The sequence below is a fragment of the Sporolactobacillus vineae DSM 21990 = SL153 genome (assembly GCF_000377985.1).
Taxonomy (GTDB): domain Bacteria; phylum Bacillota; class Bacilli; order Bacillales; family Sporolactobacillaceae; genus Sporolactobacillus; species Sporolactobacillus vineae.
This window is the reverse complement of sequence record NZ_KB899053.1, coordinates 1-19,876: the sequence shown is the minus strand read 5'-3', so window position 1 is coordinate 19,876 and position 19,876 is coordinate 1. Positions and strand designations below refer to the sequence as shown.

The 19,876-nt window shown below is 51.6% G+C and carries 21 protein-coding genes and 1 rRNA gene; all 22 read right to left on the bottom strand.

Annotated features, from left to right (window positions below):
• Positions 1–127: 127 nt before the first annotated feature.
• On the bottom strand, positions 128–313 hold the full coding sequence (locus tag D889_RS0111775) for a small, acid-soluble spore protein, alpha/beta type (protein ID WP_010632679.1): 186 nt from the start codon (positions 311–313) through the stop codon (positions 128–130).
• Positions 314–519: 206 nt separating this feature from the next.
• The gene (locus D889_RS0111770) at positions 520–774 is read right to left on the bottom strand and encodes a Veg family protein (RefSeq protein ID WP_010632680.1); all 255 of its coding nucleotides are present in this window, start codon (positions 772–774) and stop codon (positions 520–522) included.
• Positions 775–987: 213 nt separating this feature from the next.
• Positions 988–1,851 (bottom strand): sporulation peptidase YabG, encoded by an 864-nt coding sequence (yabG, locus tag D889_RS0111765; protein WP_010632681.1) that lies wholly within the window; start codon positions 1,849–1,851, stop codon positions 988–990.
• A gap of 145 nt (positions 1,852–1,996) precedes the next feature.
• Entirely contained in the window at positions 1,997–2,881 is an 885-nt protein-coding gene (gene rsmA, locus D889_RS0111760) for a 16S rRNA (adenine(1518)-N(6)/adenine(1519)-N(6))-dimethyltransferase RsmA (RefSeq protein WP_010632682.1), read from the bottom strand.
• Positions 2,874–3,437 carry a ribonuclease M5 gene (rnmV, locus tag D889_RS0111755; protein WP_010632683.1) on the bottom strand — a complete coding sequence of 188 codons (564 nt, stop codon included), beginning with the start codon at positions 3,435–3,437 and terminating at the stop codon, positions 2,874–2,876. Before rnmV ends, rsmA begins: the two co-directional genes overlap by 8 nt.
• 11 nt (positions 3,438–3,448) lie before the next feature.
• A complete protein-coding gene (locus D889_RS0111750) occupies positions 3,449–4,249 on the bottom strand; it encodes a TatD family hydrolase (RefSeq protein WP_010632684.1) in 801 nt (266 codons plus the stop codon).
• 109 nt (positions 4,250–4,358) lie between these two features.
• Complete coding sequence (gene metG, locus D889_RS0111745; protein WP_010632685.1) at positions 4,359–6,356, bottom strand: methionine--tRNA ligase; 1,998 nt, start codon at positions 6,354–6,356, stop codon at positions 4,359–4,361.
• A gap of 119 nt (positions 6,357–6,475) precedes the next feature.
• On the bottom strand, positions 6,476–7,360 hold the full coding sequence (gene rsmI / locus D889_RS0111740; RefSeq protein WP_010632686.1) for a 16S rRNA (cytidine(1402)-2'-O)-methyltransferase: 885 nt from the start codon (positions 7,358–7,360) through the stop codon (positions 6,476–6,478).
• Positions 7,275–7,598: a GIY-YIG nuclease family protein gene (locus D889_RS15440; RefSeq protein ID WP_345938776.1), complete on the bottom strand. Its 324-nt coding sequence runs from the start codon at positions 7,596–7,598 to the stop codon at positions 7,275–7,277. The genes rsmI and D889_RS15440 overlap by 86 nt, the downstream gene beginning before the upstream one ends.
• A gap of 14 nt (positions 7,599–7,612) precedes the next feature.
• Positions 7,613–8,341: a tRNA1(Val) (adenine(37)-N6)-methyltransferase gene (locus D889_RS0111735; protein ID WP_010632688.1), complete on the bottom strand. Its 729-nt coding sequence runs from the start codon at positions 8,339–8,341 to the stop codon at positions 7,613–7,615.
• 198 nt (positions 8,342–8,539) lie between these two features.
• Positions 8,540–8,899, bottom strand: coding sequence for a DNA replication initiation control protein YabA (gene yabA / locus D889_RS0111730; protein WP_010632689.1), 360 nt, complete (start codon positions 8,897–8,899; stop codon positions 8,540–8,542).
• Between the two features lie 13 nt (positions 8,900–8,912).
• Positions 8,913–9,737 carry a PSP1 domain-containing protein gene (locus D889_RS0111725; protein WP_010632690.1) on the bottom strand — a complete coding sequence of 275 codons (825 nt, stop codon included), beginning with the start codon at positions 9,735–9,737 and terminating at the stop codon, positions 8,913–8,915.
• Positions 9,738–9,740: 3 nt separating this feature from the next.
• Positions 9,741–10,736 (bottom strand): DNA polymerase III subunit delta', encoded by a 996-nt coding sequence (gene holB / locus D889_RS0111720; protein ID WP_010632691.1) that lies wholly within the window; start codon positions 10,734–10,736, stop codon positions 9,741–9,743.
• A 56-nt stretch (positions 10,737–10,792) separates the two neighbouring features.
• Positions 10,793–11,230: a YaaR family protein gene (locus tag D889_RS0111715; RefSeq protein ID WP_010632692.1), complete on the bottom strand. Its 438-nt coding sequence runs from the start codon at positions 11,228–11,230 to the stop codon at positions 10,793–10,795.
• Between the two features lie 28 nt (positions 11,231–11,258).
• Positions 11,259–11,588, bottom strand: a complete 330-nt coding sequence (locus D889_RS0111710) for a cyclic-di-AMP receptor (protein ID WP_010632693.1) — start codon at positions 11,586–11,588, stop codon at positions 11,259–11,261.
• Positions 11,589–11,593: 5 nt separating this feature from the next.
• A complete protein-coding gene (tmk, locus tag D889_RS0111705) occupies positions 11,594–12,280 on the bottom strand; it encodes a dTMP kinase (protein ID WP_010632694.1) in 687 nt (228 codons plus the stop codon).
• A 4-nt stretch (positions 12,281–12,284) separates the two neighbouring features.
• Positions 12,285–13,724: an aminotransferase class I/II-fold pyridoxal phosphate-dependent enzyme gene (locus D889_RS0111700; RefSeq protein WP_010632695.1), complete on the bottom strand. Its 1,440-nt coding sequence runs from the start codon at positions 13,722–13,724 to the stop codon at positions 12,285–12,287.
• Between the two features lie 121 nt (positions 13,725–13,845).
• Entirely contained in the window at positions 13,846–14,094 is a 249-nt protein-coding gene (locus D889_RS0111695) for a sigma factor G inhibitor Gin (protein WP_010632696.1), read from the bottom strand.
• A gap of 284 nt (positions 14,095–14,378) precedes the next feature.
• The gene (locus D889_RS0111685; protein WP_010632697.1) at positions 14,379–15,443 is read right to left on the bottom strand and encodes an undecaprenyldiphospho-muramoylpentapeptide beta-N-acetylglucosaminyltransferase; all 1,065 of its coding nucleotides are present in this window, start codon (positions 15,441–15,443) and stop codon (positions 14,379–14,381) included.
• Positions 15,444–15,537: 94 nt separating this feature from the next.
• Positions 15,538–17,418, bottom strand: a complete 1,881-nt coding sequence (locus D889_RS0111680; protein ID WP_010632698.1) for an ABC transporter ATP-binding protein — start codon at positions 17,416–17,418, stop codon at positions 15,538–15,540.
• A complete protein-coding gene (locus D889_RS0111675) occupies positions 17,415–19,148 on the bottom strand; it encodes an ABC transporter ATP-binding protein (RefSeq protein ID WP_026039129.1) in 1,734 nt (577 codons plus the stop codon). The genes D889_RS0111680 and D889_RS0111675 overlap by 4 nt, the downstream gene beginning before the upstream one ends.
• A 646-nt stretch (positions 19,149–19,794) precedes the next feature.
• Positions 19,795–19,876 (bottom strand): 5S ribosomal RNA (rrf, locus tag D889_RS15975); the annotation flags it as partial.

Here is a 19,876-nt window from a genome sequence, read left to right as displayed (position 1 = left end):
AGCCGGTTCCCTGCTGCACCGGAGTTTTCTCACACGGCGGCGTCCACCGTTCACCCTTGTAAGTGTACTGGAATTCATTCAAAAGAAAAAGGGGGCCGGCCATTTCCGGCCGACCCTCTGTTCCTGCTCAATCATTGCGCTTCCCGGCCGACAGCTGCTGTTCCGCGATCTCAATCGCCCGCCGTACCATACTGCCCGCATCACGGGCGCGGATACCGCCCCAGCCTTCCTTTTGGACGGTATCATAAAAGCCGAGTTCTTTGGCAAGTTCCACTTTCAGCGACTCCGACATGACGCCTCTTTTTCGTGACATAACCGCAAAACCCCTTTCCAGTGACCGAGCAGACATAGGTTGTGCAAAATCACTTTGCACTATTCGGCAAACGTGTTAGAATAGCAAATGAAAAAGGATTCAGGCAGCATAAACGCGCATTGCTGCTGCTTCCCGCTAATGGGAAACAAGAACATGCGCGTATCCGCTCAGACGTTAAATTGCCTTGATCCGAGAAACGGCCGGAATTATTGTCCGCTGGCCATCTCTTCCATAAAAGTGAGTTCTACCGAATCCGTCAATACATCCGTATAGCTGTAGGAAACACGGTCATAGGCGCTTGAATCTTTATCAAGCTTGACGATGAATACCGACGGATAGGTTCCCTCCAAAACACCAATGCGTTGAATCGTTTTACGTCTGCCACCATTTGCTTTCAGTGTCAAACGGCTGCCGACGCGGTCTTTCAGGACGCCCTTGATATCTTCAATGGTTTTTCCCATCTCGACAATCCACCTCGCTTAATTTTAATTGTAACATAATTATACGATTTAAGCAAATAGATTGAATTATATCAGGAAATTATGACTCATGTCAACGATTTTGCTGAGAAATTCGCTCCGATTTGCTGCCCAATTTTATTATGTCCTAAAAGTAAACCGTCATGCGCAGGCATTTTGAGAGCACTGGGCCATTCGTTTCCAGTAAATCGCAGGTTATTCCGAGGGATATGGCATTCCGGTCCGCAGCATTCCCCGGCTTTCCACGCCACCCAGTCCGCCCGCGCCGGTTAATGTATTGCGCAGCACTTCCCAGACGTTCACACTCTCCATGAATGGGGTCAGGCTGACCTTAGCTGCCAGATAAACCGGATCCAAAGCATGAATGTTCACACGATCCGGAGAGCTGGCAAAATTCGATCCGGCCCGAATCAGAAGTTCAAAATTAGACTGGCAGGCACCGGCGAAAATCACCAGCTGATCCAGGCTCGGCCAAAGGAACCGCACCTCTTTCACAGTCCTTACAAAATGCCCGGAATGCCGGTATGACTTGATTTCTTCCGGTGTTCCCTTGTTTTTTAAGAAGGCATCATGACCGGTCAGCACAAGGATATCCGGACGAATCTGCCCGGCAAGCTTCGGCACCTTTTCAGGCATTTCTTCCTCCGGCATGAATTTACCGATCACCGGTATTCTCAGCTTCTCATAGACGGATAAACATTTTTTCAGGTAATAGGGATCCCCGTCAACATGGAGCACCCGGCCGGGCATCTCAAAATAGGAGGTACCCGAACGATAGCCGCTGGTTGCCGTATATTCACGTTTCATCTTCATCTCACGGTAATCTTGGCGAAAGAGCTTGTAGGAGGCCGCATCCTTTGATTTGATCTCCTTCTCATATTTTTCACGTTCATCTTCAGTAACAGGAACCAGATCGTCAAGAGGGGCATCTGCCTGCAGCCGCAGATCATGACCCGTCAGTTCGGCCGTCTTTTTTTCCAAATCAATTTTCATGACCCGAAAGGGAAGATCACACTGATAGGAAGTGCGTGCAACCAGGTCTCCTACCTGAACAGACATTACCGAATCCCCCCTTTCCGCGGTGACGCTCGTAAAAATCCGGACTGCTCTGGTCATCTTATGTGATCCACAGCAGGGATATGTCCGGAAGAACGTCCAGCTGTCCGAAACAGGCAAAAAAAAACAGCAGCAAGAACTTCCGCTGCTAATGATCCGCCGCAGTCAGCGGCTTCAGATTTTCACTGAGCCTGGCAAATTCATCAATGGTCAGTGTCTCGCCGCGGCGCCCCGGATCGATCCCCGCCTGCTCCAGAACATCCAGAACCGCCTCTTTCTGCTCCTTTGGAAATAATTGATGCATCAGGTTGTTCATCAACGTCTTTCGCCGATGCGCAAAACTAGCCCGGATGATTTGGAAGAAAAATGGCTCATCTGTAACGGCTACGCGCTTCTCGGGCCGGATATCCAGCCGGATTACCGCAGAGTCGACATTAGGCTGCGGGATAAACACCGTTCTCGGAACGGTCATCACAATGGACGGGTCGGCAAGATACTGGACGGCAATCGACAGTGATCCGTAGCTTTTCTGCCCGGGCGACGCCTCCAGACGATCGGCCACTTCTTTCTGAACCATGACCACGATGGAACGAAGCGGCAGGTGATCGGTCAGGAGTTTTAATAAGATCGGCGTCGTCACATAATAAGGCAGGTTGGCCACAACGGTGACTGCTGCGTCTGCAGGGAATTCCTCGGCAATCATTTTCGGCAGGTCCATCTTCAGGACATCGCCGAAACGAACAACGACATTATCATAGTTCTGGAGCGTTTCTTCAAGGATTGCCTTTAGCCGGCCGTCAATTTCAACTGCCACAACCTTTCCGGCAGCTTCCGCCAGATATTGGGTCAGCGACCCGGCTCCCGGACCGATTTCAACGACATAACTGTCCCTGGTCAGGTTGGCAGCTTGAACGATGTTTTTCAAAATGTTTTCATCGGCCAGAAAGTTCTGCCCAAGACTTTTTTTCAACGTAAACCGGTGCCGGCGGATCACCTGGTGAATGACGCCCGGCGAGGAAATTCTCTTAGTCACCGGCGGATTCTCCTTTCCTGATCAGACTGAGCGCTGTCTTAAGTTCCTCAGGCGTGATCTGAAACATTTTCAGCCGTTTATAGAGCTGCTTTCCATTACTGTAACCAATCTTGAGCTTATCGCCAAGGCGCTGGCGCAGTTGCCGTGATTCCGGTCCGCCGAGAAGACCATACGCTCTGAGTTCCTGCAGCGAGATTTGTTCCTCAGGTGCCTCAAACTGGGTGTAGACTCTGGACAGCGCCTCGCGAATCGCTTCAGGTGAAGCATGCTCAATGCCAAGGCTCTGGCCGGTGCTTCCACGTCCCTGTTTACGCGTAATGAACGCGTGTTTGCAGCCGGGAACCTCCCGACTGATGATCTTTCGGATCCGTTCCCCCGGATAATCCGGATCCGTCAGAACAATCACTCCGCGTTTCTCCTGAGCATGGCGAATGGCTGCAATGGTTTTCCGGCTGACCCGGGAACCGTTTGTCTCAATCGTGTCGGCGTCAAGCGCATGGTGAATCGCCAGCGTATCGCTCTTCCCCTCGACGACAATGATTTCTTTAACAATCATGAAAACGCTCCTTATTTATTCTGTTCTGAATCTCGGTCTGCATCCGTATCAAGATGAAAACAGCGGCGGGCATTAGCTGTTGTCACAGCCGCCAGGTTTTCCAGTGAAAGCCCCTTAATTTCCGCCAGCTTTTCAGCAACGAGACGCACCCTTGCCGGTTCATTCCGCTTGCCCCGGAACGGCGCAGGTGTCAGATACGGACAATCGGTCTCGATCAGCAGTCGGTCCAGCGGGATCTCAGCCGCCGTATCCCGCTGCAGCTGCGCATTTTTAAAGGTCAGGGTACCTCCGAAACTGATGAAGAAATTAAGCTGGATAAATTTCTTTGCCCAGTCCAGGTTGTCACTATAGCAGTGCATCACACCGCCGACCGTCTCAGCGTGCTCTTCCCTGAGGATACGTTCGGTATCCGCCGTTGCTTCGCGATTGTGGATAATCAGCGGCAGCCCGGCTGCTCTGGCCAGCCGGATCTGTCGGCGGAACACACTGTGCTGTACCGGTTTCGGTGATTTATCCCAGTGGTAGTCGAGGCCGATCTCACCCAGCGCAACGATTTTCTTATGTTTCAGATGCACCTTAATCCAGCTGAAATCCGCTTCGGTCATGTCAACGGCATCCTCGGGATTCCAGCCGATCGCCCCGTAGATGGCTGCATGGTGGTCGATGATCGGAAAGACCCGCTCCATCGACGAACGGTCCACACCGATCACCACCATCTGACGCACACCGGCCTCATCGGCGCGGTGAAGCACATCGTCAAAGTCTTTGTTGAACGCTTCATCATTGATATGTGTATGCGTGTCAAACAGCATCAAACCATGCCCCTTTCAGAAAAAGAGCGGGACGACACGCTTTTTTCAAGACACGTGCCGCCCCGCAGGCCCCCGGTCGGTCCCGGCCGGGAATGTATAAGCATGCCACTCAGCGAATTTTTGCACCATTCGGAAGCGATCCGGCCACGGTGGCCACCTTGACCTTACCGTTTGCTTCGCCGGCCAGCAGCATTCCCTGAGAAATTTCACCGCGCAGTTTTGCCGGCTTCAGATTGGCAATGACGATAATCTTCTGACCAACCAGCTCCTCAGGTTTATAATAATCGGCAAGCCCGGAGACGATCTGTCGTTTTTCATAACCGAGATCCAGTTGCAGCTTCAACAGTTTATCGGCATTTTTCACTTTCTCAACCTCGATGACTTCGGCAACACGGAGATCGACTTTCTGAAAATCATCCAGATTAATTTCCGCCAGTGCTTTCGATTTTGATTTCTTCTCCTGATTACCGTTCGGCTTGGTTCCGGTCGCGCTGCGCATCTGTGATTTGATGTAGGCTACTTCCTGATCAATATCCAGACGCGGGAAAATCGGTTCAGCCTTCCGGACAACCCATTCACCCGTGTTCACCTTGGGATTCTCCAGCGTATCCCAGGCCTGATCAGCCAGATCAGTGACTCCGAGCTGACGGAACATTTCCGCCGGCGTGGACGTCAGGAACGGCTGAAGCATAATGGACACGCAGCGAATCGTATCGATCAGGTGAGCGAGTACCGAATCGAGTTCAGTTTTCTTACGATTATCTTTAGCAAGCACCCACGGCTGCGTCTCATCAATATACTTATTGGCCTGTCCGATCGCCTTCCAGATTGCAGACAAGGCAACTGAAAACTGCAGATTTTCCATCTGCGCTTCGACGGTGGATACAGCTTCGCTCAGAGTATCTTCAAGAACCTGATCCTGAGGCAATACGACACCTGTGTAAGCCGGTACCCTGCCCTCTCTGTACTGGCTGACCATGGCCACCGTGCGGTTCAGCAAGTTCCCCAGATCATTGGCCAGATCAAAATTAATCCGCTCCACAAACGCCTCAGGTGTCCATAATCCGTCCGAGCCAAACGGTACTTCACGCAGCAGGTAATAACGCAGGGCGTCAAGACCATACCGATCGATCAGCGGTTCCGGATCGACTACATTACCCTTCGACTTGGACATCTTGCCGTCTTTCATCAGCAGCCAGCCGTGGCCGAAGACTTTCTTCGGCAGCGGCAGACCGAGTGCCATCAGGATGATCGGCCAGTAAATCGTATGGAAACGGACAATTTCCTTACCGACAAGATGAACGTCTGCCGGCCAGAATTTCTTAAATTTTGAATCATCATCACTGCCGTAACCCAGAACCGTGATATAGTTCAGCAGCGCATCCAACCAGACATAAACAACGTGTTTTGGATTGTTCGGGACCTTGATCCCCCAGGAATAAGAGGTCCGTGAAACGGCCAGATCTTCCAGGCCCGGTTTGATGAAGTTATTGATCATTTCATTCTTTCGGGATTCCGGCTGAATGAAATCCGGATGATCCTCATAGTACTTCAACAGCCGGTCCGCGTATTTGCTCATCTTAAAGAAGTAGCATTCTTCTTTGATCTTCTCAACCTTGTGGCCGCTGTCCGGGCTTTTCCCGCCGATCACTTCGCCCTTGGCATTCTTTTCGATGTCGACAAGCTGGGACTCTGTGTAATACGTTTCGTCCGAGATGCTGTACCAGCCTTCATACTCGCCAAGGTAGATATCGCCCTGGTCTTCCAGCTGTTTAAACGCCTTTTGAACGACCTTCGTATGCCGTTCCTGAGTCGTGCGGATAAAATCATCATAGGAGATATCAAGTTTCTTCCAGAGCTGCTTGATCTGTGCCACCATTTCGTCACAATAGACGATCGGCGGCACACCTTTTGCATCGGCCTTTTCTTCAATCTTCTGGCCGTGCTCGTCCGTTCCGGTCAGGAACATGACGTCATAGCCGCGCAGCCGTTTGTAACGGCACATCGCATCGCCCGCCACAGTTGTGTAGGCGTGACCAATATGTAATCGCCCGCTTGGGTAATAAATCGGGGTTGTTAGATAAAATGTTTTTCTTTTTTCTGACATATTGCCTGAGCAGCCTCCTTATGAAATACATTCCGTATCTGTCGGCATCTAAAAAAAACTATACGGTTCGCCCCGGGGAATGTCAACAATTGCCTGGATTCTTTATGAATGCCCGTCTTTCAAGGCTTTTCAAGATGATGATACGCACGGTAAACGTCACGTTTCGGGAGCCGGCGGTCTTCCGCCGTCTGTTTGATCGCTTCTTTGACACTCATCCCCTGATTCGCCATATAGTAAGCGACATGCGCCGGAATGTCCAGAGCCAGCCACCACAAATCGGCCTGCGCTGCAGATCCCTCCGGCGCACCGTCAACGATCAGACAAAACTCGCCCTTCTGCGGACCGCCCATGGCAGCAATCAGTTCGTCCATCGTTCCCCTGACAAAGGTCTCGAACTGTTTGGTCAGTTCCCGGGACACCGAGACGCGCCGGTTCCCGAACGCCGCCTTCAGATCCTTAAGTGTCCCTTCGACACGATACGGGGACTCATAAAAGATCAGCGTGCAGGTCAGTGTGCTCAGTTCCTTAAGTGCCCGGCTGCGTTCCTTATTCGTTCGCGGAAGGAACCCGTAGAACAGGAAATGGTCGGTCGGCAGGCCAGAAGCAATAAGGCTCGTCAGCGCTGCGTTGGCTCCGGGCAGAGGGACTACGGGAATCTGTCTGGCTGCACAGGCGGCAGCAAGGTCGGCCCCCGGGTCGGAAATACCCGGCGTTCCGGCATCGGTCACGAGCGCCACATTTTTCCCGGACTCAAGCTCGGCAATCAGTTTCTTCCCGCTCGTCTTTTTATTGTGCTCATGATAGCTGTACATCGGCACATGGATCGAGAAATGGGTGCACAGCTTCATCGTATGACGGGTGTCCTCCGCAGCCAGGATATCCGTATGTTTCAATACATCCAGGGCCCGGAAAGTAATGTCATCCAGGTTGCCGATCGGGGTCGGTACGAGATAAAGTGTGCCCTTTCCGTGATGATCTCCCTGAAAGCTTCGTTGTTCCCACATGAGTGCCGCTCCTTTGGATCAGTTCTGTTTTTTTTTGATGCGTCAGGCGCTTGATCGCTGCCTCCCGCTGCAGCGCAGACGATTTATCGGGAAGTGCTTCTTCATAAACAATCCGCAATGGTTTGTGACTGCGGGTGTATTTGGCCCCCCGGCCGCTGCAGTGACGGGCGAACCGCTGCTGAACGTCCGCTGCATAACCCGTATACAGACTGCCGTCCGCACACTCCAGAATATACACACTGTACGATTCGCTCACGACGGCCACACATCCTTTGTGTACTTTCCGTCCGCCCCGTAAACCGCAACCGGCGGCAGAACGCGCAGCCCTGGGTGGCCGCCGCTTGTCCCTTCAATCAGCACCATATTGGCCGGTTTATCGATTCGCGAATGAACAAACTGCACCCTTTTCGGTTCAATACCTTTTCGGGTCATGACCGCCATGATCTCATTCAGGCGCTCCGGACGGTGAACCATCGCGAATTTCCCGCTCTGCCGGAGCAGTCCGGCTGCCGTTCCGACCACTTCATCCAATGTAATCAGCAGTTCGTGGCGGGCGATCGCCAGATGCCGGTTGATTTTCAGATCCCGCGCTGCTTCACGGGTAAAATACGGCGGATTGCATGTGACGACATCACAGCCATGGGCCCCGATGATACCCGGCAGCTTCTGCGCCGCATCGCAGATAAAGTCGACCCGTCCGTCAAGTTGATTCAATACGGCACCCCGCTTTGCCAGCCGGCAGACTTCCGGCTGAACTTCAATACCGGTGATCCGGCCTCTGGTACGCTGAGACAGCAGAAAGGGAATCACTCCGTTTCCCGTGCACAGGTCGACCAGACGGCCATGTTGTACCGGAACATAGGCAAAGCGGGCGAGCAGAACCGAATCGAGTGAAAAAGGAAATAGGGCATCCGACTGGACAATCTTCAACCCTGAATCAAATAGATAGTCGATCCGTTCATGCGCTTTACTGTTTGTCATTGTAAACCACCGCTCTGCTGTTGCTGAACTTCTTCATCAAAGACTTGCTCAGTCTGTTCTTTAAAAATGATGTAAGTTTTTCCTTTCCATTGTTGGAACGGATCGCCCGTGGAAAGCGGCAGGCCTATTTAAATAAAAGCCCTCCGGAGAGGAGGACCGTTCAGCGCGATAATAAGCTGGAAAGTGCAGCGCTTTCCGTCACTTTTTATTCAGGAAAGCCAGGCAGAACAGACAATCGCCGTCTTTACGCACACTGCCATAGTGCAGATTGCAGATATGAAAGCCTTCTTGATACAGTCTGGCAAGGTTATCGTATCCCTCCCCAGCCTGAAAAGAAGACGTATCCGCCGCATCCGCCGATGATTTACCGGCATTTTTCTTCTGCCGCTGTTTCGTTTTTTCGATACGTTCTCTAAGATGCCTGTTCTCAAGCTGAAGATTGTGATTCTCTTCCATCAGATCGGCCAGGTGCGCCTTCATATTCCCGAAATCCACATAGATCTGACCCAGCTGTTCTTCCAAATGACTGACCTGTGAGAAAAATTCCTTTTCCTCCAAGTTCATGCACCTCTTATTCAGTAGGAGAAATAGCCCCTTCTTCAACCAGCTCATCCAATGTGAAATCAACCACTCTGTTGGGGTCCTTCAGCTCAACCTGAACGAGCTGCTCCAGAATATTCAGTCCGACAACCTTGCCCTGGCCGTAATGGACATGGATGGTTTCCCCCAGATCCGGAAGTGCCTTTTTTGCCGACTCATATTGATCATTTTCATATTTCAGGCAGCACATCAGCCGGCCGCACACCCCGGAAATTTTTGCCGGATTCAGCGACAGGTTCTGATCCTTCGCCATTTTTATTGAAACGGGCTCAAAGTCGCCCAGAAAAGTCGAGCAGCACAGCATGCGTCCGCACGGCCCGATGCCGCCGAGCATTTTTGCTTCATCACGGACGCCGATCTGCCGAAGTTCGATGCGGGTTTTGAACACGGCAGCAAGATCCTTGACCAGCTCCCGAAAATCCACGCGACCGTCGGCAGTGAAATAGAAAATAATTTTATTGCGGTCAAATGTATATTCAACATCCACCAGTTTCATTTCAAGATGGTGGTTGTATATTTTCTGCAGACAGATATCCATCGCCTGTTCCGCATCCTTCTTATTCTTGCGGACTTGCAGTGCATCGGAATCCGTGGCGATCCGGATCACCTTTTTCAGTGGAAGCACGACATCTTCTTCATCAACGGTCTTCTGGCCGATAACAACCGTGCCGCATTCGACACCTCGGGTCGTTTCCACAATGACGCGGGCATCTCTTGGAACGGCCAGCTGTCCCGGATCAAAATAATAGACCTTGCCCGCCCTCTTAAAACGAATGCCGACGATATTATATTTCATGTTTCAGTGGATCCCTCCCAGTCTGACAGTCAGCCGTTCCAGAACGCTCAGCCCGTTGACATGCGCGTCAAGCTGCCTCCGGCCTTCAAGAATGAAACCCATCGCCTGAACAAGCTGGTCCGGCGAATAACGGAGCATCTGGCTCTTCAGCATCTCGGTCTGATCGTCATAAATCAGTGCATCGGAACGGCCTAACTGAAGTGATAGCAAATCTCTATACCAGAACAGCATCAGATCCAGGGCCATAGCTACCCTCGGCGTGCTGTCACAAACAGGCGCAATTTGTTCATAGACAAAGGGCAAGACCGCATGAGCAGAGTCGCCCAGTTTCTTGACTAATTGTAACACTATGGAACGGGCTCCCGCAAACCATGGATCCGCGCACAAGTCCTCTGCTTCATCTCGGTCATGTGTCAGCTCGGCTGCTGTCCTTGCCAGATTGTGCGGCCGCCCGGCAGTCTCCAGTTCTGTCTCAACCACCTGATCAGAGAGGGGCACGAAGGACAGAATCTGGCACCGGGAGACAATCGTATCCAGCAGCTGATGAATATGATCCGTCGTCAGCAGCGCCAGTGTCCCCGGATAGGGCTCTTCAATGAACTTCAGAAGACTGTTCTCCGCCTGAACCGTCATCTTTTCCGCACTTTCGATAATAAAAATTTTTCGTGCCGATTCCGTTCCGTGATAGGCGAATTCCTTCATCAGATAGGCAACCTGTTCCTTCTTGATTGATGCCGCACCTTCTTCCGGAATGACCCGGATGACATCCGGATGGTTCCCGGAAATAATCCGCCGGCAATTGCGGCAATCCCCGCACGGCTCGCCGTCGACGGGCGCCTCGCAGAATAAAGTCTGCGCCAGAAGCAGCGCAGTACCTGATTTTCCGGTCCCGTTCGGTCCTTCCAGCAAGTAAGCATGGGCCAGCTGCTGCCTGTCCAGTGCGTGCCGCAGAACTCTGGAAGTCACCGGCTGCTGTTCTTTTAATTTTTTCCAGTCCATATATTCATTCACCAGCTGCAGACACGACGCCCGGAGACGTTCCCGATACAGACGTGTCAGATAGATAAGTTGATCAGCAGCCCCCTGATTTCATCCAGTCGCTGCAGTAAGTCGAGTTCGTTTCTGTTTCTGTCCAGCAGATCGTTCGTCAGCTGAATCAGTTTCTGATTGATGGTGCGTACCAGTGTCTGCCGCGCACCGCCCCGCTGCCACGACCGCGACTGCTCCGTCTTGAGCCCGGAGCGAACCGCTTCTTCAAGGAACGCCTGCACACATTTTTTATATGCCTGTACTTCATGTATTGTCCGGATTGCCGCAATGCGCTCGGCCTGATCATCCACTTTGCCGAGCAATGCCCGCAGCACATCGGCATCTGCGGCTTCCCTGCGTTCGGCAAGCGTCCGTTCAAATGACATCGGGGGATTCGCTGCTGTTTGCCCATGTTTTACGGGTGTTTCTCTGATTCCGGATTCCCGGCTGATTTTAATGGCCATGAGTTCCGTCCTTCCGCAGACCTAACGATCAAAAGTGTCTGAACTGATCGACATCAAGCACAAAAACCGTGGCGCCGCCGACTTCCACATCCACCGGGTGCATGAGGTACCCGTCCGCATTGCCGTCCAGCGATGACAACGGAGCCATCACCTGAGTCCGGCTGTGACAATGATGGCCGATCAGCTGCAGCAGGTCATCCACTTTATCATCCTCTGTACCGATCATAAAGGTTGTATTTCCGGCCCTCAGAAAGCCGCCGGTACTCGCCAGTTTGGTTGTATGAAACCCGCCTTCAACAAGGGCGTCCTGTAAGCTGTTACGATCCTGATCCTGAACTACTGCCAAGACTAATTTCAAGGGTCTCACCTCTCAGTTTGTCTGCGCTCTTTCCCCTTCAGCAGATGCAGGAAATCCGTTCTGATGATCCTGAAAACCGTATCCGGACTGGTTTGACCATCCACCAGCAGGATACGCTGTTGATTCTCTTTGCATAAAGCGAAGAAACCTTCACGGACTCTCGCGTGATAGGCCAGTGCGCGCTGCTCTATCCGGTCAAGATCACCGGCATCACGGGTCACCCCGGCTTCCGGCCCCGTCCGGTGTCTCATACGCTGCCGGCCTGTTTCTGGGGGGACATCAATCAGGTAGGTCCGGTCCGGCGTCAGCCCTCCGGTCGCAAATCGGCTGATCGCGCGGATCTTATCGACCGGCTGGTTCAGTCCGTACCCCTGATAAGCAACCGACGCATCCACAAAGCGATCGCACAGGACGATTTTCCCTTCCGCCAGTGCCGGGCGAATCTTCTCTTCGACATGCTGACTCCTCGAAGCTGCGTAAAGCAGGATCTCTGTCTTTTCGCCCATCCTGAGGTTTTCGGGATTGAGGATCAGCGCGCGAATCTTATCGCTGATCTGTGTGCCTCCCGGCTCCCGGGTCAGGAGAAAAGGAATCCCCCGCGCTTCAAGTTCCGCCGCCAGTTTACGGATCTGTGTCGTCTTTCCGGATCCGTCCGGTCCTTCAAATGTAATAAATAGTCCGTTATTCTCCATCTTCTTAAACTCCTGAGCGATATATCGTTAGTTTACCAGACATGATGTTTTCATTCTGAAAAGATGCTCCGGCATCCATCCAGGTTCTGACCGCGTTGATCTGCCCGGCGGCAACACGTTCTCCCTTAAGGATTACCGGCACGCCCGGCGGATAAGGGATGACCGGTTCGGCCGCAATCCCGCCGGCCGCCTGGTCAAGTGTCACGAGGTCCTTCCGTTTTCCGGCAAGCACATCGATGGACCCGGCAAGTGTACTGCAAAGCGGAAAAGAACCAGCCGTCTTTCTCCTGTATCCGGACCGGGCTGAAACTGAATCAACCACTTCTCTGATTTTTTCAGCAGCGGGGATAAGATTCATCCGGTCCGTTAATCCAAGTGTCAGAAGGATGTGGCACGGATCCGCCATTTCCGGATAGACACCGGATTGAAGCAGCGCTTTCTGAACATCAAATCCGTTCAGTCCGGGCTTCAGTTCCAGTGTGATCTTAAACGGGTCAATGAGAAAGCGGTCCGGGTCGGCAGTCAGGACACCGGCATTTTTCATGCTGCCGAGTGCGTCAACAAACTGATCACGCCGCCGGATCCAGCACTGAAACGTCTGTCTGTCCGTGTTGGCCAGATAATACCGGGCCAGATCGAGCGACGCCATGATCGGATAGGATGGACTCGACGTCTGCAGCATCTCGCGCACGGCCGCAACTTTTTGTTTCGGAATAAGACTGCTGTTTACATGCAGGTAAGCACCCATCGTCATTGCCGGCAGCATTTTATGTGCGGACTGGACAACCAGATCGGCGCCAAGATCAAGCGAACTGGGCGGAACCGGTGTGCCTAGCCGGAAATGCGGTCCATGAGCCTCGTCGACAAGCACCGCAGCACCGCAGTCATGTGCCCTATCAATGAGCCGGCGCAGATGGACCGCCGCCATCCCGTAGTAATTCGGGTACGTCAGAATCAGCGCCTTTGGTTTCGGGTAACGGTGAATGGCCTGCACCCATGCCTCATCAGAGACACCGAAAGCCAGCCCGGATGCCTCATCTACCTGCGGGGCAAGGAAAACCGGAGAGGCACCGGACAGCTGCACCGCGTTGAACACGGATTTATGGCTGTCGCGGGCAACAAAGACTGTATCTCCCCGCCGGCATGCCGCCATGACCATCGTCAGATTGCCGGCAGTTGACCCGTTGACCAGAAAATAGCTGGCCAGCGTGCCGTAATAATCACGGAGCAGCGCCTCCCCACTCCGAAGAATTCCGTCCGGATGATAGAGTTCATCAAGGCCGGCCACCTCGGTCGCGTCAATCGCTAACAGCTTGCGAAACCATTGACCGGCTTTGTCCGGAAAGATCAGACCATCTTTATGTCCGGGCACATGAAATGAATACTGCTGCGCATTATGGTACTCCAGCAACCCGTCGAATACCGGAGTCTGTTTCTGATCCATCCTGTCCAACCTCTGTCCGTCTATCCTTCATTCTATGAGCTTATGATTCTATTTTAGCATAACTGACTTTTCAAACCGGACAGAAAACCGGGTAAATGGCGGCAAAGAAAAAAGAGAAGCTTCAGACTTGATGATGCTTCTCCCATTGCCGGTTCGACTTATTCCTCGCCGCCTGTTTGACGGCGGCCGGCTTCAAAAGCGAAAGCCTGTTTATATAGTACCGATACTTCCAGTCCGTGACCTCGGTCGCAATCATTTTCTGCTGACAGGATTCACAGATTAATTGATTCAATATGTGAATGCCAGGTACATCCGTGCGGCCACAGATCAGGCACGTGTCGACCGGAAGTCTGCTTGTCACCCGTTTCATGTCCTCACTTCCCCTTTCACTGACAGGATAACCCGATTTCTCGTAATCTATGCATCCGGGCAGGGAAACCCGTCTGAACGGCTGCATCCGACTCAGAATAGGTTATGGTCAGGACGCGCGACCGGTGCCGGAAATTTTTGATGACTGTTCTCCGGCAATGAATCTGATTTTATCCATAAAGGGGATTATCACGGCACTCCCGAACAGAAATTCAAATGTCCATGAGATGTCAAAAAAATCAGCTGACAAAAAAGTCAGCTGATTTTTCTCAAAGAAACACGGCTTCATGCCTCATGCGTCAGTGTTTTCAAAATGGTTCCGATTCCCTGAGTCGCGTTCCGGGCCTGTGCCATACGGTCAATATAGTCATATCGGTTCCGGTAGACGTCGGCAATCGTCTTCTGAAGTTCATCAGCAGTCAGTGAATCATTATCGAGAACCTCACAGAAACCCTTTTTCTTAAAGGAAGCGGCGTTAAGGATCTGATCTCCGCGGCTTGCGCGGAGCGGCAGCGGAATCAGGATCATCGGTTTCTTCAATGCCAGGAATTCAAAAATCGCATTGGAGCCGGCACGGGATAAAATGAGGGACGCAGCGGCCATGACATCAGGAAGTTCCTTGTCGATATATTCATACTGGCCATATCCTTCTTTCCCTTCCAGTTCCGGGGCGATATTTCCTTTGCCGCACAAATGAACAATCTGATAACTGCTTAATAGCGCCGGAAGTGACGCCCGGACTTCTTCATTAATTTTCCTGGCGCCCAGGCTGCCTCCCATAATCAGCAGCACCGGCTTATCCGGCCGGAACCCCAGAAACTGCAACCCTTTTTCTTTATTTCCCCGAAAAAGTGCATCGCGGATCGGGGCGCCCGAATAGATCACCTTGCCCGCCGGAAAATGGGCGGATGCTTCTTCGAACGTGACAAACATTTTGGTTGCAAATTTTACCGCAATTTTATTTGCCAGTCCGGGGGTGATATCCGATTCATGGATATATACCGGAATCCGGTTCAGCCAGCCGCCGATCACGACCGGCACAGAAACGAAACCACCCTTCGAGAAAATAACATCCGGCTTGATCTTCCTGATCATCCAGTAGGCCTGCATGACGCCGGCCATCACTTTAAACGGGTCTTTAAAATTTTTCAAGTCAAAATAGCGACGCAGCTTGCCGCTGGAGATGGCATGGTAAGTAATGCCGTGTGCCTGGACAAGATCTTTTTCAATCCCTTTTTTAGAGCCGATATAAGTGATCTCCCACTGATCTTTCAGCCGGTCGATCAGTGCCAGGTTCGGCGTCACATGACCTGCCGAACCGCCGCCGGTAAAAATAATTCGCTTAACCATGATTGTTCCCCGTTTCTTACATAGCTTTACTCTAAGAAGTGTACTGTCCCCTTTTTCAAAAGTAAACCTTATCCGGCTAATTCCTGCTGAAGCATCAGCCGGTTTCGATGTTTCTGTTTGCTTCTCCGGCAAACTGGCTGTTGTAAAGATCCGCATAGACGCCGCCGGTTTCAAGCAAGGACCGGTGTGTTCCCTGTTCAACCACCCGGCCGTGCTCCATCACCAGAATCAGATCGGCACGCTTAATTGTCGAAAGACGGTGAGCAATTACAAAACTTGTCCGATTCTTCATCAGCGTCTGCATCGCCTGCTGAATATGCACCTCCGTACGGGTATCGACACTGCTGGTCGCTTCATCAAGGATCAGAATCACCGGATCGGCAAGGATCGCCCGTGCAATCGTCAGCAACTGTTTCTGTCCCTGGGAGACATTGCTGCCGTCTTCATTGATGACCGTGTCGTACCCGTCCGGGAGTGTCCGGATAAAGTGATCGGCATGCGCCGCCTCAGCAGCACGGACAATCTCGGCCATGTCCGCCCCTTCACGCCCATAGGCAATATTCTCTTTGATCGATCCTTTGAACAACCATGTATCCTGAAGGACCATACCGAACAATTGATGCAGATATTCCCGTTTCAGATCTCTGATATCGTGACCGTCGACGGTAATCCGTCCTTTCCTGCAGTCATAGAAACGCATCAGCAGATTAACCAGTGTAGTCTTCCCGGCGCCGGTCGGACCGACGATTGCAATGGCACTTCCCGCCGGTACGTCAATACTCATATGTTCGATCAGCGGCTGATCTGCTTGATAACGGAACGAGACATCTTCAAAACGGACAGCTCCCCTTGGGTTTGCCGGTTCAATCGCATTTTCACGGTCCGGCGTGTCTTCCGGTTCGTCGAGAACCTCAAAGATCCGCTCCGCCGATGCAACCGTCGACTGGATGATATTCGATATATTGGCAATCTGATTGAGCGGCTGCCCGAACTGCCGGGCGTACTGAATAAACGCCTGAACATCGCCGATCTGAATCGACCGCTGCAAGACCAGAATGCCGCCGGCAACAGAAATCAGAACATACCCGATATTGCCGACAAACATCATCATCGGCATCATGATGCCGGACAGAAACTGGGCCTTCCAGGCAGAGTGATACAAGCTGCCGTTGATCTCACGGAATTTGCGGACGGTCTGTTTCTCTCTGCCGAACGCCTTAATCACCTGGTGGCCGGTAAACATTTCTTCAACATGTCCGTTCAGCCGGCCGATCTTGTCCTGCTGCTGCTTGAAATAAATCTGCGACCGTTTTGTAATTAGGATAATGCCGACGAAACTCAGCGGGATCGTCAGCAAAATGACGACTGTCAATAAGGGACTGATCGTCAGCATCATCACGATGACACCGAGAAGTGTGACAATCGATGTGATCGACGCGGTCAGGCTCTGCTGCAATGTATTGGCAATATTCTCCGAGTCGTTGACTGCTCTGCTGAGTACATCACCATATGAATGGGCGTCATAGTAACCGATCGGAAGTCTGGACAGCTTCTCATTGATCTGGCGCCTAAGCTTGTAGACCATTTTCTGCGACACACCGCTCATCAGGTACTGCATGATATATGTGAACAATGCACTGACCACATAGAGAATGAACAGTGTCACAATGATGTTCCAGATATAGCCGAAATCAATATGCGCACCAGGTACTCCCCTGAGCTTCTGCATCACACCCTGGAAAATTCTCGTGGTCGCGTCACCCATTAGCTTCGGCCCGATAATATTGAAGATCGTACTTAGAATAGCCGCCACAAAAACCGCAATGAGAATGAGTGTGTGCGGTTTCAAATAGGCCAGAAGCCGGTTGAACGACGCCCTGAAGTGTTTCGGCTTCTGAACCGGCATGCGCATCATCCCATGACCGTGACCGCCGAATCCGCGCTGCCGACCGCGGGCTTTCCGTTCTTCGCTCATGCCAGTTCCTCCTTTTGCAGCTGCGAGGCAACGATTTCCTTGTAAACCGGACACGTCGTCATCAGTTCGGCATGCGTGCCGATCCCGGCGATCAGGCCGTCGTCCAGCACAATAATCCGGTCGGCATCAAGGACCGTACTGACACGCTGCGTGACGATAATCCAGGTTGCATCACGATTGAATTTCTTCAATTCGGCCCGCAGCAATGCGTCCGTCCGGTAGTCCAGAGCGGAGAAACTATCGTCAAGCAAATAAATATGCGCCTGTCTCACCAGAGCACGTGCGATGGCGATCCGCTGCTTCTGCCCGCCGGAAATATTTTTTCCGCCCTGAGAAATCGGTGCGGCGTACCCTTCGCTCATTTTGCCGATAAACTCATCCGCCTGAGCAATCCGGGCCGCCTCCCGCACTTCCTCATCCGTTGCCTGCTCATTGCCGACGCGAATGTTCCCGGCGACGGTACCTGAGAAGAGCACCGCGTTCTGAGGAACATAGCTGATCCGGGCACGCAGGTCCTCCAGCGACATATTCCGGACATCAACACCGTCAACCCGTACCTCGCCGTCGACTGCATCAAAATATCTCGGGATCAAATTTAAAAGTGTCGACTTACCGGACCCGGTGCCGCCGATTACCGCAATCGTTTCCCCCGGACCGGCAGCAAATGAAATATGCGCAATTGCCGGTTTCTCAGCACCCGGATACGTATAGGTGACATCCTTAAACAGGATCCCGTGGTTGTCATCTGGTGCGGACTGAATCGACCGGACAGGCGGTTCATGAATATCCGGACTCAAATCCAGAACTTCGTTCACCCGGACCGCCGATACCTCTGCCCGCGGAATCATGATAAACATCATCGCACCCATCAGGATCGAGAACATGATCATCATCGCATATTGAATAAATGCCATCAGATCGCCGACCTGTATCGCACCACTGTTGATGCGTAAACCGCCGAACCAGACGATGGCAACCTGTGACAGATTCATTACCAGCATCATAACCGGTATTCCCGCAGCCATCAGCTGATTCATTCTGATCGATGTCTGTGTGATGTCCTTGTTCGCGTCGTCAAATCGATTCACCTCAAAACGGGTTCTGTTGAACGAACGGATCACACGGATCCCCGTCAGTTCCTCACGCAAAATCAGATTCAGGCGATCCATCTTTTTTTGAATCGCTTTAAAGAATGGAATGGCTTTTGAAGCCAGCACGATAATCCCTATGATCAGCACCGGCAGTGAGACGACCAGAACCAGCGACAGCTGCGCATCCTTAGACACAGCCATGATGATGCCGCCGATACACATCAGCGGTGCCATCGTCATCATTTTCAGGATCATCATATAAACCTGCTCAATCTGAGCAACATCATTCGTCGTTCGCGTAATCAGCGAACTTGTGCCGATCTGGTCAAATTCTTTCAGTGAAAACTCTTCCACGTGTTCAAACATCCGGTCGCGTACATCACGGCCGAATCCTGTTGCCACTCTTGAGGACAGATAATTGGCGATGATCGTGAATACTCCGGCAATCAGCGTCACGAGCAGCATCCATAAACCCGTCCTGAAAATATACGGCATATTCCCTTTTACAATTCCCGTATCGACAATCTCGGCCATAAGCGTCGGCAGATAAAGATTGGCCATCGATTGCAGAAACACAAAAACAATCGACAGAACTGCCGGCCACATGTACGGCCTCAAATATTTTGATAATCGAAGCAATCGATCATCTCCCATCCGGAGAACTCTTATTCTATTAGAATAACAAAAATTCTTGATGATCTGACAGAACAGAACTTGAATTATTTTACTTCCCTTATATGAATTCAGGATGAACGGAATGGTGCTTCACCATACTCATGTTAAATCACCAGTTTCTTCAAAGCAGCATAAATTGCAGATCTGTCATTAACGATAAGAGAAAAGATGTTGCACTGCTGATGAAAAATATGTAAAAGAGCGTGAAAATCAACAGGAATTGAACGGGGAGCATGGGCAGACAGGCAATGATTTTCCCTGCTGAGCAAAAATGCGTTGAACTCGAAACGATTTTATGCGTCTCACCAGCATATATCAGCCGATCTGAGAATATATCAGCCAAATATAAAATATATCAGCCAAAGAAACTCTACTGGTATCCACCATCTGCAACACTCGGCATTGTTCAAGGACGTCAATGAATGTATTAGTGCAGGATTCAAGTGCCGATGCCAGGTGTGCTTTATTTGACGCTTACTGGAAAAGTACATTGAAGATCAATATAGCAACACATCTGAATTTATTTGTGATTTTAACCAGCCTGATTTTACTACATATAATAAACAAAAAGAGACATCCTCCATTTCTGGAAAATGCCTCTTCATCTTTTGCCTGGCAGTGACCTACTCTCACAGGGGGACAGCCCCCCACTACCATCGGCGCCGAAGAGCTTAACGGCCGTGTTCGGGATG